This is a genomic window from Micromonospora echinospora, assembly GCF_900091495.1.
Taxonomy (GTDB): Bacteria; Actinomycetota; Actinomycetes; order Mycobacteriales; family Micromonosporaceae; genus Micromonospora; species Micromonospora echinospora.
Window position 1 is genome coordinate 4,100,380 of record NZ_LT607413.1, and the last position, 11,962, is coordinate 4,112,341.

Genomic DNA, 11,962 nt, shown 5'->3' on the forward strand with positions numbered 1-11,962 from the left:
CGGCTCCCGGAGAATCTGCCCTGGACCGAGGTCAGTCTGCCTGGGGCTCGCCGGCCGGTGGCGTCCACGGGTCGACGGGGACTTCGTACACCAGGCGGTATCGATCGCCGGGGAAGACGATGTCGGCGGTTTCGACGGCGGTCCGCCCGGCGTAGTAGGTGCGTTCGACGGCGATCACCCACCGGCCGCCGCGCCGGTCCAGGGCGAGGGCGTCGACCTCCTCGGGCAGCGCCGGGCGGGTGGTGACCTCCTCGGTGAACCGGTCGATGGTCACGCCGATGAAGTCCATTCGGGCGACGACGCCGACGACCGGCCCCCGCTCGGGATGCTCCACCCGCGTGCCGCCGGTGACGGCCAACGGCTCGTACGAGTCGGCGAGCTGTATCGGGGCGCCGTCCGCCAGGTACCGGTAGCGGGTGTGCATTACCGGGTCGCCGGGCGGGATGCCCAGACGGGCGGCAACCTGCGGCGGGGCGGGGATCTTCCGGCTGCCCGCCTCCCAGTTCGGGCGCGCACCGGCGGCTTCGCTGTCCCGAGCGAACGGCGACGTGCTGCCGAGCCGGTTACGCATGTCCCGGGAGTGCGCTCGCCGCACCAGCCGGGTCCGGTCGCGTACGTAGTTGCCGGAGCCGCGCCGGCCCTCGATGAGCCCTTCACTGCGCAGCAGGGCGAGCGCGTTCTTGACGACCGTGGTGGAGAAGCCCCACCGCTGTTGGAGTTCCCGCTCGGTGGGGAGCTTGTCGCCGGGAGCGAGTTCACCGGCGAGGATCCGCGAGCGCAGATCGTCCACGACGCGCTGGTAGCTGGGCGGTTCCTTGTCGGTCATCGGTGGCCCCTCCGAGTCGACGCGGTCACTGGCCTCAAGTCGACCATCATCCACCGGGCACGGCAAACAACGTCCTTCTCCATTATCCGCAAGTTAGTGCACTTGATCTTGGTTTAACGGCATGTGAGTGCGCTAACTTGCCGCTTGTTGAGGCGCTCAGTCGTCGTTCCGCCACCCATACCGATGTGGGGTGGTCCTGTTCAGAAGGTGGGTGTGTTCGTGGTGTCCGAGGTGATTGTGTCGATCGTGCTCGGTGGGCTGGTGCCGGGCTTCCTGCTCGGACTGCTTGCGTTCCGGGTCAAGTCCCGGTGGTGTCCGCGCTGCGGGCAGTCCACGGAGCGCCTGCACCGAGGGGTGCGCCGGTGAGCGTCCCGCCGCCCCGCGACAACCGCCGTGAGCTGCCCATCGGCCGGCGGATCGCTCAGCTCCGCACCCGTCGGGGCATGAACCAGCAGGTCTTCGCCGACCGCGTCGGCCGGTCGAAGAGCTGGGTCGACAAGGTCGAACGGGGCGTCCGCCGCCTCGACCGCCTCCCCATGATCGAGGCCGTGGCCGCCGCGCTCGGCGTGACCCCGGCCGTGCTGCTCGGCCGTAGCGCCCGCCGCGCCCCGGCTGCCGGTGGCACCGCCGCCGCCGTCGAAGCCGTCCGGGAAGCCCTCGCCGACCATGACGCCCCCGCCGGCCGGGACTGGCCGCCGACCGTCACCGAGCTGGACCGGCAGCTCCGGTACGCCGAGACCGCCTACCGGCACGCCCACCACCGGCAGACGCTACGGGTGCTGCCCGGCCTGCTCACCGCCACCCGCCACGCCCACCGCACCGCGTCGACCCTCGCCGACCCGCTTCTGGTGCGCGTGCACCGGCTCGCCGCGCAGACCCTGGTCAAGCTCGGTGATCCGCATCTGGCCTGGCTCGCCGCCGACCGGGCCATGACTGCCGCCGCAGGCGACCCCCGCCGGGCCGGGCACGCCGCCGTCGCGCTCGCCCAGGCGCTGCGCGCCCTCGACCGTCCACGGCTCGCGCTGCTCGTCGCCACCGCCGCCGTACGCCCGCTCGACCTGGCCCCTCACCGCGAGCTACCGGCCGACGACCTGGCCCTGACCGGGACGCTGCTCGTCGAAGCGGCCATCGCCGCCGCCACCTGCGGCGACACCACCACCTGCCAGGAGTACGCCGACCGCGCGCACCACCTCGCCGTCACCCACGAGGCCCGGGGCCACCACGACGACGACGGCTTCGCGCCCGTCACCGTCGACCTGGCCCGCGCGCTGGCCGCCGCCCGTCTCGGCGACCACCCCACCGCCGTCGCCCTGCACCACCTGGCCACCCGCGACAACGGCTGGCCCGGGTTGCCCGCCGAACACCGGGCCGCCCATCTGATCGACATGGCCCGCGCCCACCTCGACACCGGCGACCACCCCGCCGCCGGCCGGGCCCTGCTCACCGCCGACCGGATCGCCCCCGCCGAGGTACGCCTCCAGCCCGTCGCCCACACCCTGCTCACCACGCTTGTCGGCACCGGCCGCACCCCCGCCGACCTGACCCGCCTCGCCGCCACCATCGGCCTGACCCGCCCGCCCCGGGACTGACCGACCCACCCGGGGAAAGGGACGCCGGCCGACGGCGTACCCGCGGCCGGGAGGCCGTGGACCTCGGAGGCGGGGGAGGCCGAAACACGGCTGCTGCGCCGGAAACGCTGAGTTACGGTGCTCCGATGCAGGCGTCTGCGGCCCAGCGGGCGACACGGGCTGCCATCTCGATCGCCTCGTCGCTCGGCCTGACCGCCTACGACGCCGTCGTGTTGCACGACTCGAACAGGCTCACCCTGCGTCTGCTGCCCTGCGACGTGCTGGCCCGGGTGGCACCGGCGGCGCACCAGTGCGCCCAGCTCGAAGTGGACATCGTGCAGCGACTGTTCGAGGTCGGGAGCCCGGTGGCCGCGCTGAAAACGCCCGGGGTCTTCGTCCGGGGCGACCACGTGGTCACGCTCTGGACCTACTACGAGCCGGTGCCTGATCAAGCGATCCCGCCTGCGGACTACGCCAGAGCGCTCGAACGTCTGCACGCCGGAATGCGCGAGCTCGACCTGCCCACTCCGCACTTTACCGACCGGGTTTCCGAGGCCCAGGCCCTCGTGGCCGACCACGACCGGACGCCGAAGCTGGCCGACGCGGACCGGCTCTTCCTCGCCGGCGCATTGGACCGTCTGCGCCGGGCGGTCGGCGACAGCGGTCGGCCCGAACAGGTCCTGCACGGCGAACCTCACCCGGGCAATCTGCTCTCGACCCGGTCCGGCCTGCTCTTCGTCGACTTCGAGACGTGCTGCCGGGGGCCGGTCGAGTTCGACCTGGCCCATGCGCCCGACGAGGTCGGAGACCACTACCCGGGCGTCGATCACCGCCTGCTTCGGGATTGCCGGACCCTCGTACTGGCGATGATCACTACGTGGCGTTGGGATCGCGACGACCAGTTCCCCGACGGCCACCGGCTCGGCATCGACTGGCTGAGCGAACTCCGGAAAACGGCGGCTCGGTAACCTCGACCGGGCTGGCCGTGGTCCAGCGCACCCCGGCCACCGCCGCCGCGCCAAGCACCAGAATCGCGCCGACTGCCGCAAGGAGAGCTCGCACAGGCGGGAGCCTGTGAACAGGCGGCCAGCCGGGCATCACGGGCTCGGCGGCTAACGAGACGCGTTCACCGAGGCTGGAGCAGCCCACGTTCGGCCATGAAGGCCCGCAGCGTCTCGGCGTCCTCGACGGACATCAGGCCACGTGGGATAACGGTCGCCGGGACCCGGCGGACGTACACGATCCAGAATTCGGGGGTGTCCCGCACCTGGTCGACGCCGTCCCAGGCGATACCGCCGGACTCCGAGCCGCTGCGCATCATGATGTTGTCGTCGGTGATGTCGTAGGAACCCTCGACCGCGTAGCGACCGGAGCGTCGCTGGGCCCGCCACCGTGCCCAAGGCCCGTACAGCATCGCCAACACGCCACCCACGAGCATCGGTATCCACAGCGGTAAGAGTTGGCCGCCCCACCCGAATACCCGCGAGGCGGCGAACCCGATCGCCCCGACCGCCGCCAGCACCGCGCCGGCCTGGCCGTACCTACGCAGCCGGACCCTGCTGAGCGCGGCGGCCACGCGGCCCGGATAGTCGGGATCGGCCGGGACGTCGAAACGGATGTGCACGCCAGCACGATAGTGCCCACACCCGCTCCGAGCAGCGACTGACTCCCGCCCGAGCCGGGAGTGCACATCGGGTGGCCACCGACGTCGACGCTCGGCTGAGTCGATCCACTCACCGCACGTGACGCTGTGCTCCGGGAGAACGGGGGGTGCGGCGACTCGACCGGCTCCCGATGATCGAATCCGTCGCTCCCGCCCTCGGCGTCACCCCGGCGGTGCTGCTCGGCTGTAACACCCGACGTGCCCCGGCTGCCGGTGGCACCACCACCACCACCACCGTCGAAGCCGTCCGGGAAGCTCTCGCCGGCCACGACACCCCGCCGGCCGGGACTGGCCGCCGAGCGTCACCGAACTCGACCGGCAGCTCCGGTACGCCGAGACCGCCTACCGGCACGCCCACCACCAACAGGTGCTGCGCGTCCTGCCCGGCCTGCTCACCGCCGCCCGCCACGCCCACCACACCGCACCAGCGCTCACCTGCCCGCTCCTGGTGCGCGTGCAACGGCTCACCGCCCAGACCATGGTCAAGCTCGGCGATCCCCACCTCGCCTGGCTGGCCGCCGACCGGGCCATGACCACCGCCTCCGGCGATGCCCGCCTCACCGCCCGCGCAGCCGTCGCCCTCACCCAGGCGTTACGGGCGCTTGACCGGGGGCGGCTCCTGACGGCGGTCCACCTGACGATCGCCGGTCCGTGTGGCGCGGGCCGGCGGTCGTCCGTGGCGGTGGTGCTTGTCGCCCTCCACCAAGGGTGCCAGGATCGTCCGGTGACTCCGCTCAGACTGATCGAGACGACCCCGGGGAAGTACTCGTTGTTGCTGGACGCGGGGACCACCGCGGTCGACGGACTGGTCGAGGAACTCGGCCACGAGCCCAACGGGTACTTCTGGGAAGGCGTCGCGCAGGTCCTCGTCAGCACCGAGGCCCCGGCGCTCGAAGGCCGGTTCTCCTACGACCCCGAGGGCGGGATGTTCTGCGCCTACGGCGTCGACCGGAGCGCGCTGGAGGAGCTTGCCGTCCGGATGGCTGCGGTCGCGACGGACGGCGAGCGGATGCGGCGATTGATCGCGGAGGCCGAGGCGAACGGGTTCGAGTTCGACGACTAGACCCCTCGTCGCCCGTCGACGCCGGCTCTTCCCGGACGACCCGGGCGGGGCGGCCGGTCCGTGCGACCGCCCAGCCGGGTCACCCACTCTGATCGGTACGGTGAACCGTGGTGGCGGGTTGGTGGAACTCGTGGACGACCTCGATCAGCCCGACGATGTGCTGATTGAACTCGTCGAGTTCCTCGGCCGGTACCCACAGTTCCAGGATGGACCGCCCACCGACCTGCCGGGCGGGTAGCGGCGGAGGAAGTCGGAGTCGACCCGGAACCGGGTGACGTAACCGGAACCGGAGGCCGGCACGTTCCAGTCCCGGGCGATCGTGATCGCGTAGTCCTCGTTCAGGACCGGATAGAAGATCGGCTGGTCCGGCAGGCGCGGCGGCCAGCGCCGCCAGCCGGAATCGCGGACGAGGGCCAGCTCCTGCGGCCCGGTGGGGCGCCACAGGACCGTCGTACCGTCACCGCTGCTCATGTCGACCTCGCCACTCGGAACCCTGCCGGGGCCGAACGGTACCGACACATCGACCAGCGGCACCACCGCATTCGGTGCCTCCCGGGGCGGGCCGAGGACGGACACGGCGTCCGCGTCCGCGCCGTCCACACCCAGCGTGTACGGCACTGTCGTGCCGGCCGGGAGGCCGGGCTCAGCGTCGTGGCCGGTAGGTGACGTGTGTGACGAGGGTGGCGGCCCGGGCCTCGACCAGTTCGAGACGCAGGGGCGGTACGCCGTCGAAGAGGCGTTCACCGGCGCCGAGGGTGACCGGGGCGATGTGGGTGCGCAACTCGTCGAGGAGCCCGGCGGTCAGGTACTGGTTGACGGTGGACGCGCCTCCGGCGATGGCGACGTCGAGATCGCCCGCTGCCGCGCGGGCCTGGTCGAGGGCGGCGTGGATGCCCTCGGTGACGAAGAAGAACGTGGTGCCGCCCTGCATGGTCAGTGGGGCGCGGGCGTGGTGGGTGAGCACGTACACCGGCCGGTGGTAGGGCGGTTCCTCACCCCACCAGCCGGTCCAGCTCAGGTCCCACTCGCCGCGTACCGGGCCGAACATGTTGCGGCCCATGACGTACGCGCCGGCCTCTGTGATCCGGTCCACCTCGGCCCGGTTCTCGTCGGGGGTGTCGAACATCCACGCGTGCAACTGGTCGACCGGTCCGTCGCCGAACGGCTTCTCGGCCGTCTGGTTCGGGCCGGCGGCGTAGCCGTCGGCGGAGATGGAGATGTCGCAGACGACCCGTGGGGGCATGGTGCTCTCCGTTCCGGTGACCGATTGCATTGTGCAACCAGTCGCACGCTAACGTGTCCGCTTGTAGAATGCAATCAGTTTGTCGTGGCGGAGGGGTTTCGACGTGGCGGAGCGCCGTTCGGGCTGTCCGATCAACCTTGCGGTGGAGGTCCTTGGCGACCGCTGGTCGCTCGTGATCGTCCGGGACATGATGTTCGGCAACCGCCGGCACTTCCGCGAGCTGCTGACCGGCTCCCAGGAGGGGATCGCGTCGAACATCCTCGCCGACCGGCTGCACCGGCTCGTCGCGCACGGTCTGGTCTCCCGTTCACCCGATCCCACCCACCGGCAGAAGGTCGTCTACTCACTCACCGAACCCGCCATCCAGCTCGTACCCGTACTGGCGCATCTCGGCGCGTGGGGCCGGCGCCACCTGCCGGTCAGCCGGGAGCTGGCCGTCCGGGCGGAGTTGCTGGAGCGCGGCGGCCCGGAGCTGTGGGACCGGTTCATGGACGAACTCCGGGAACAGCACCTCGGTGTTCCCCGGCCGCCCGGCGCCGGGTCGGTGTTCGCCGAGTTGCGCGCGGCGTACGAGGCCGAGCTGGCCCGGGACTGAGATCGCCGCGGCGTTCGCCCGCGTGCCGGGGCGAGTCCGCCCGGCACCTCGCGGGCGGAGCCCGACCGTGACCGCGGGTGTGGTCCCGCCATACTGATCCGATGCGCGAAGAGGATGTCGTCGCCTTCGTCGGCGCACTGCCCGGTGTCGAGCTGCACACCGCCGGCCCGGAAACGGGCGCCCCCGAGGTGGCGTGGGGGGACCACTTCTTCTACTACAACCCCGAACGGATCCTGCCCGCCGACCGTCGGATGCCGTTCGCCACGATCGTGGTGAAGGACTACCCGGGCTTCGACACCGCTTCGGACCTCGACCGGGACGGCGTTTTCCGGGTGAACGTGGCCGTCGGCCGGCAGGTCTTCGAGGGCCTGTTCGGCTACCCGCCGGCCGCGCAGGCGGAGCACCAGGGCGACCACGACTACGCCGCCCTCGACCGGGTGCTGCCCCACCCGGTCTACGCGACGCAGGGTTGGATCTCGGTACTCAATCCCGCCTCGGCCACCGCCGGGCAGCTCCGGGACCTGCTCACCGGGGCGCACGCCCGGGCCGCCGCCCGGTACCGCCGCCCGACCGGCTGAGCGGTCCGGAAACCGATCCGGCCGGTACGGGGCCGGAGCCCGATCAGGTGGGACGTCCGAGCCCGGGTCAGGCCGGGAGCCGGAGGTCCTGACCGGTGGGTCCGGGCGGCTCCGGCGTGTCGTCGGCGACGACGGTCGGCTCGTGGCTGACCGGGAAGCTCACCGAGTTGGCGATAAAACAGACGGCATGCGCTTCCTCGTGCAGGGCGAGCGCCCTGGTCCGCATCGCGGTCGCGGCGACCCGGACGACCGGCCGCAGCACCACCGAGGTGAAGCGCCCGCCGTCGCCCTGCTGCGCCATGGTGCCGCGCGCCCGGTCGACGTACCCGGTGACGACCACGCCCTGCCGGGAGCAGAGCGCCAGGTACGACAGCATGTGGCACTGCGCGAGCGCGGCGACCAGCAGCTGTTCCGGGTTCCACCGGCCCGGGTCGCCCCGGAACGCGGGATCGGCGCTGCCGGCGATGGCCGCCGGGCCGTCGGCGGTCACCTCGTGGTCGCGGCCGTAGTCGCGGTAGCCGCTGGTGCCGGTGCCCCGGTTGCCGGTCCAGCTGACCACCGTCTCGTACTCGTGCAGCCTCGTCATGCCGCGATTCTGCCGGCCCGGCCCGTGTCCAGCCAGAGCCGGATCAGGTCGCGGCGCAGGGCCGGGTCGGGGTCGTCCTCGTAGGCGGTGCGGCTGTGCAGCACCACCCGGTTGTCGAGGAACTGCATGTCCCCCGGGCGCAGGTCCATGGTGAGCACGAAGCGGGGAGAGTGGGTGAGCTGGTCGAGCACGGTCATCGCCTCGACCTGGGTCGGGCTCAGCGGTGGTACGTGGGCGCCCCGCCGGGCCGACCGGATGTAGTCCGGCCCGTAGTGGCAGACCAGCGCGCCCCCGTCGGCACGAGCGTAGATCGGCTGCTGGTGGAAGCTCTCCGGACCGTCGCCGGTACGGCGGTCGAACCACCACGGCTGGTAGAGCACGGCTGCCAGGTCCGGCCGGGTGCGCACGATCTCGTTGTGGACGGCCACCGCGCTGACGACGGTGCTGAGCCCACCAGCCCGTGCCGGCCGGACGCAGAGCAGGGCCACGACGTCCGTCGGGTCGGCGTGGAAACCCACCTGTCGACGGTGCTGGAAACTGCGGGTCGTCGACCGGGCCGGGTCGGCGCCCTCGTCGCGCACGTGCACCAGCGGCACCCGCTGTGACAACTGCGGCACGAGGTCACCGACGTGGCTGGCGAGCCCCACCGCCAGGATCTCGCACCGGTCCTCGGCGAGCCCGGCGACCGGCACCCCACGCAGCAGGCCGACGCCGCTCCCGCCGGTCACCTCGGCACCCAGCCGGGCGAGCAGAGGACCGAGGGTGGGCAGCGGAAACACCTCCGGCGTCAGCTCCGCCAGGGGAGTTCCCGCCCGGTGGGCCGCCTCGGCGGCGGCCAGCAGCTCGGCCCGGTGGGCATCGGTCAGGGTCCGGTGCCACCGGTCGTCGTGGGCCATCCGCTCGCCGTGCCAGTCCGCCGGATGGGACACCTCGGTCACCGTCATCACGTCACCTCCCCGCCGGTCCGCCCGGAGCCGACCGGCACAGCTCCCATCATGGGGCTGCGCCGGACCGTGGCGGATCCGGTCTGCCGAGGGCGTAACGGGCGGGTCGACGGCCCGCCCGCCGCCGGCACCGCACGGACGGGTGCGTGGCCGTGACGGCGGCCGGGGCGCGGGGGCGTGACGGCGGAGGGCGCGGGGGCGACGGTGACGCGGGACGGGCCGACTCAGCGCGCAGCGGTGAGCAGGACGGCGAGGCGCTCGGCCACCCCGGGGGCGTGCAGGTGCAGCCGGGCCACGTTGACCGCGTCCTCGCCGACCACGGCGAGCAGCGCCTGACTGTCGACCGCGTAGACGCTGAGGTAGCCGGTGGCGTTGCGGACGGTCGACTGCCGGAACGGTCCCTGCCGGAGGCTCAGACCGACCTGCCGGCCCAGACCGAAGGTGCTGGCGGCGAGTGCGGCCAGGTCGTCCGGACTCGACCCGTCGGGCATGGTGTGGGTGATGAGCAGCCCGTCGACCCCGCCCAGGACGCAACCGGTCACACCCGGGATCTGGAGCCGCAGCTCGGCCAGTTCGGTGTTGATCGCCGCGTACGGCAGGGACCGGCTGCCGGCCAACGACGGGACGTGACGTTCCGGCGGTGGCGGGGGGCCGGCCGGCCGGACCCGGCGGGGAAGGGCTGTCTCGCCCGGGACGGGGACGTTCACAACTCCAGGCTCTCCTCGATGTTGCGCAACTGGTGCCGGGCGAGCGCCAGGTTGGCCCGGCTCTTGCTCAGCATCAGGTAGAGGAACAGACCCTTGCCGTGGCGGCCGGTCAACGGCCGGATCACGTGGTACTGCGTGCCGAGCGTGATGAGGACGTCCTCGATCTCGTCGTTGAGCTTCAGCATCTCGATGGTGCGCATCTTGGCGCGGACCACGTCGGTGTTGCCGGCTGCGGCGACCGTCAGGTCCAGCTCGGCAGTGCCCCCCGCGACGCCGAGCGTCATTCCGCTGGTGTAGTCCACCAGGGCGACACCGATGGCGCCCTCGATCTGCATCGCGTTCTTCAGGGCGACGTCAAGGTTCGCCACGGACTTCCCCCAGTCAGCGAGATGGCGCCGCTGCCGACAGGTACGGTGCCAGGGAAGGATGCCCGGGTCGGCGCAACGCCTTGTGGAACGTTGCCACGAGGCTTGCACATTGCCCAGGTCAGCGCACCCCGACAACGCCCCAACCATTCGACCAGCCGTCCGGAGCACACCACTTACCAGCGAGAACCTGCCGTCCGGTGGATGGCTCCGGCGCGTGGGCGTCTGTTAGGGGGCGGTCGGGTGACCCGACCGGGGCGCCGTGGCGGTGTTCTTCGCCGTTTCGCCTCCTGCCGGCGCGAGCACGTCTACTGTGGATGACGTCGGCGGCTACGCATGATCCGGTGGCGGCCGGTGACGCCCGGGTGCACAGTGATGTCATGAGTGACAGCGGACGCGGAAGCTACTACTGGTGCCTGCGACACCATCGGGTCGAGACCGAGGCCGACAAGTGCCCGGCCAAGTTCGTGCTCGGTCCGTATCCGTCGGCAGCCGACGCCGAGAACGCCCTGGAGAGGGTGCAGGAGCGGAACGAGGCGTGGGAGGCCGAGGACGCCCGTTGGACCGGGGAGGACAGATGAACGACGCGGGACACCCCGCGTCGAGGAACTCCGGGCTCCGGACGGAGCCTCGCGAGCGCATGTCCCCGAGGAGGGAGACGAGATGGCCGACGCACGCAGCGCCGCCACCCGCCCGGCCACCGCCCGTACCACCGCCAAGAAGACCGCCGCGGCGGAGCGGAACACCGGTGCCAGCAGCACGACCCCGGTCCGGAAGTCCACCACGGCGGCCCGCCGTGGCACGGCGGGCGGGGTGACGGCGACCCGTGCCACCACCGCCCGGCGGACCGGCCCGGTCGCCCGGCAGGCGCCCGCCGGTGCCGTCGCCAACGCGAACCGCACGAACGTCACCGCTCCGGGTCCGGCCCGGAAGACCACGGGCGGTACGACATCCGCCGGCTCGCGGGCCGCCGACCGGAGAGCGGCCGGCACGGACACCGCCGACAGGAGCGCCGGTACGTCGGCGCGCAGGAGCGCCGCCACCGGGGCCGGCACGGCGCGGAAGGCCGCCACCGGGGGGACCACGAAGGCGGTTCCGACCGCCCCGCCGGCCACGGCGGCGGCGAAGCGGACCGCCACCACCGCGCCGAAGAAGGCAGGCACGGCGAAGAAGGCAACCGCGCCGAAGAAGACGACGGTGGCGAAGAAGGCGAGCGCCCCGAAGAAGACGGCGGCGGCGAAGAAGACGAGCGCGCCGAGGAAGACGGCGGCGACGAAGACGACCACGGCGGCGAAGCGGACCGCTACCGGCGCGGCGAAGAAGGCCACGGCGGTGAAGAAGACCGCCACGGCGGCCAAGCGGACCGTCTCGGCCGTGACCGGCCGCGCCGCCGAGACCGGCCGCAAGGCGACCACCGCGAAGCGCACCGCCTCCACTACGGCGCGGAAGGCGACGACGGCGACCCGCCCGGCGGTCCGGAAGGCGACGGCGGCCACCCAGGCTCCGGTCCGCACGGCCACCTCGCGGCGACCGGCGTCCACCACGTCGACGGCGAAGCAGGCTCCGACCCGCACCGCCGCCGCGTCGGCCGCCGCCCGGCGGGAGGCCCGGACCAGCACGTCGACCGCCACCACGAAGCGGACCACCTCGGCCCGCAAGACCGCTGGCCGGAAGGTGGCCGCAGGGCGGTCGACGGTCAAGCCGGCGGGCGCCGCCCCGGCCCGTGTCCGCAGGGCCACCGGTCCGGCCGACTGACCCGGGTACGCACACCGTCCCGTCCCCCGCTCCGGCCGACCGCCCCGGGTAGGCACAGCGGCCCCGTCC

14 protein-coding genes and 1 pseudogene are annotated in these 11,962 nt (G+C 72.6%); 6 read left to right on the top strand and 9 right to left on the bottom strand.

The genetic code is table 11. From position 1 onward, the window contains the following. Window positions 1-31: 31 nt before the first annotated feature. The gene (locus GA0070618_RS18550; protein ID WP_088982760.1) at window positions 32-826 is read right to left on the bottom strand and encodes a GntR family transcriptional regulator; all 795 of its coding nucleotides are present in this window, start codon (window positions 824-826) and stop codon (window positions 32-34) included. Between the two features lie 222 nt (window positions 827-1,048). On the opposite strand from GA0070618_RS18550, the gene GA0070618_RS18555 reads away from it, so the two are divergent. From GA0070618_RS18555 to GA0070618_RS18565, 3 genes are read left to right on the top strand one after another with little or no spacing between them, the layout of a single operon-like run. Beyond that, entirely contained in the window at window positions 1,049-1,192 is a 144-nt protein-coding gene (locus GA0070618_RS18555) for a hypothetical protein (RefSeq protein ID WP_231931361.1), read from the top strand. Next, entirely contained in the window at window positions 1,189-2,415 is a 1,227-nt protein-coding gene (locus GA0070618_RS18560) for a helix-turn-helix domain-containing protein (RefSeq protein ID WP_231931362.1), read from the top strand. The genes GA0070618_RS18555 and GA0070618_RS18560 overlap by 4 nt, the downstream gene beginning before the upstream one ends. 56 nt (window positions 2,416-2,471) lie before the next feature. Beyond that, window positions 2,472-3,362: a phosphotransferase family protein gene (locus tag GA0070618_RS18565; RefSeq protein ID WP_231931363.1), complete on the top strand. Its 891-nt coding sequence runs from the start codon at window positions 2,472-2,474 to the stop codon at window positions 3,360-3,362. A gap of 158 nt (window positions 3,363-3,520) precedes the next feature. Here the strand turns inward: GA0070618_RS18565 and GA0070618_RS18570 are convergent, their stop codons facing one another. Beyond that, window positions 3,521-4,018 carry a YcxB family protein gene (locus tag GA0070618_RS18570; RefSeq protein WP_088982763.1) on the bottom strand — a complete coding sequence of 166 codons (498 nt, stop codon included), beginning with the start codon at window positions 4,016-4,018 and terminating at the stop codon, window positions 3,521-3,523. 406 nt (window positions 4,019-4,424) lie between these two features. Here GA0070618_RS18570 and GA0070618_RS34735 point away from each other — a divergent pair, with 406 nt between their 5' ends. Beyond that, window positions 4,425-5,120 carry an immunity 51 family protein gene (locus GA0070618_RS34735; RefSeq protein WP_231931364.1) on the top strand — a complete coding sequence of 232 codons (696 nt, stop codon included), beginning with the start codon at window positions 4,425-4,427 and terminating at the stop codon, window positions 5,118-5,120. Between the two features lie 79 nt (window positions 5,121-5,199). Here GA0070618_RS34735 and GA0070618_RS18580 read toward each other — a convergent pair. Then, window positions 5,200-5,591 (bottom strand): annotated as a pseudogene (locus GA0070618_RS18580) (hypothetical protein). 172 nt (window positions 5,592-5,763) lie between these two features. Continuing rightward, window positions 5,764-6,363 carry a dihydrofolate reductase family protein gene (locus GA0070618_RS18585; RefSeq protein ID WP_088985644.1) on the bottom strand — a complete coding sequence of 200 codons (600 nt, stop codon included), beginning with the start codon at window positions 6,361-6,363 and terminating at the stop codon, window positions 5,764-5,766. A gap of 142 nt (window positions 6,364-6,505) precedes the next feature. Here GA0070618_RS18585 and GA0070618_RS18590 point away from each other — a divergent pair, with 142 nt between their 5' ends. Continuing rightward, on the top strand, window positions 6,506-6,958 hold the full coding sequence (locus GA0070618_RS18590) for a winged helix-turn-helix transcriptional regulator (protein WP_231931365.1): 453 nt from the start codon (window positions 6,506-6,508) through the stop codon (window positions 6,956-6,958). A gap of 101 nt (window positions 6,959-7,059) precedes the next feature. Next, the gene (locus GA0070618_RS18595; RefSeq protein ID WP_088982765.1) at window positions 7,060-7,536 is read left to right on the top strand and encodes a DUF6194 family protein; all 477 of its coding nucleotides are present in this window, start codon (window positions 7,060-7,062) and stop codon (window positions 7,534-7,536) included. A 67-nt stretch (window positions 7,537-7,603) separates the two neighbouring features. Here GA0070618_RS18595 and GA0070618_RS18600 read toward each other — a convergent pair whose 3' ends face one another. The 5 genes from GA0070618_RS18600 to GA0070618_RS33530 all read right to left on the bottom strand — a co-directional run bounded on the left by GA0070618_RS18600 (window position 7,604) and on the right by GA0070618_RS33530 (window position 11,877). Next, complete coding sequence (locus tag GA0070618_RS18600; protein ID WP_088982766.1) at window positions 7,604-8,122, bottom strand: OsmC family protein; 519 nt, start codon at window positions 8,120-8,122, stop codon at window positions 7,604-7,606. Next, complete coding sequence (locus tag GA0070618_RS18605; RefSeq protein ID WP_088982767.1) at window positions 8,119-9,066, bottom strand: TauD/TfdA family dioxygenase; 948 nt, start codon at window positions 9,064-9,066, stop codon at window positions 8,119-8,121. Before GA0070618_RS18605 ends, GA0070618_RS18600 begins: the two co-directional genes overlap by 4 nt. Window positions 9,067-9,290: 224 nt before the next feature. Then, a complete protein-coding gene (locus GA0070618_RS18610) occupies window positions 9,291-9,773 on the bottom strand; it encodes a roadblock/LC7 domain-containing protein (protein ID WP_088982768.1) in 483 nt (160 codons plus the stop codon). Continuing rightward, window positions 9,770-10,141 carry a hypothetical protein gene (locus GA0070618_RS18615; RefSeq protein ID WP_088982769.1) on the bottom strand — a complete coding sequence of 124 codons (372 nt, stop codon included), beginning with the start codon at window positions 10,139-10,141 and terminating at the stop codon, window positions 9,770-9,772. The genes GA0070618_RS18610 and GA0070618_RS18615 overlap by 4 nt, the downstream gene beginning before the upstream one ends. A gap of 305 nt (window positions 10,142-10,446) precedes the next feature. Beyond that, window positions 10,447-11,877 (bottom strand): hypothetical protein, encoded by a 1,431-nt coding sequence (locus GA0070618_RS33530; RefSeq protein WP_157748958.1) that lies wholly within the window; start codon window positions 11,875-11,877, stop codon window positions 10,447-10,449. Window positions 11,878-11,962: the final 85 nt, after the last annotated feature.

Bases quoted from the DNA above. Each gene is read 5' to 3' on its own strand.
- GA0070618_RS18550 (WP_088982760.1), bottom strand. From the start codon at position 826: ATGACCGACAAGGAACCGCCCAGCTACCAGCGCGTCGTGGACGATCTG.
- GA0070618_RS18595 (WP_088982765.1), top strand. From the start codon at position 7,060: ATGCGCGAAGAGGATGTCGTCGCCTTCGTCGGCGCACTGCCCGGTGTC.
- GA0070618_RS18605 (WP_088982767.1), bottom strand. From the start codon at position 9,066: ATGACGGTGACCGAGGTGTCCCATCCGGCGGACTGGCACGGCGAGCGG.
- GA0070618_RS18600 (WP_088982766.1), bottom strand. From the start codon at position 8,122: ATGACGAGGCTGCACGAGTACGAGACGGTGGTCAGCTGGACCGGCAAC.
- GA0070618_RS18585 (WP_088985644.1), bottom strand. From the start codon at position 6,363: ATGCCCCCACGGGTCGTCTGCGACATCTCCATCTCCGCCGACGGCTAC.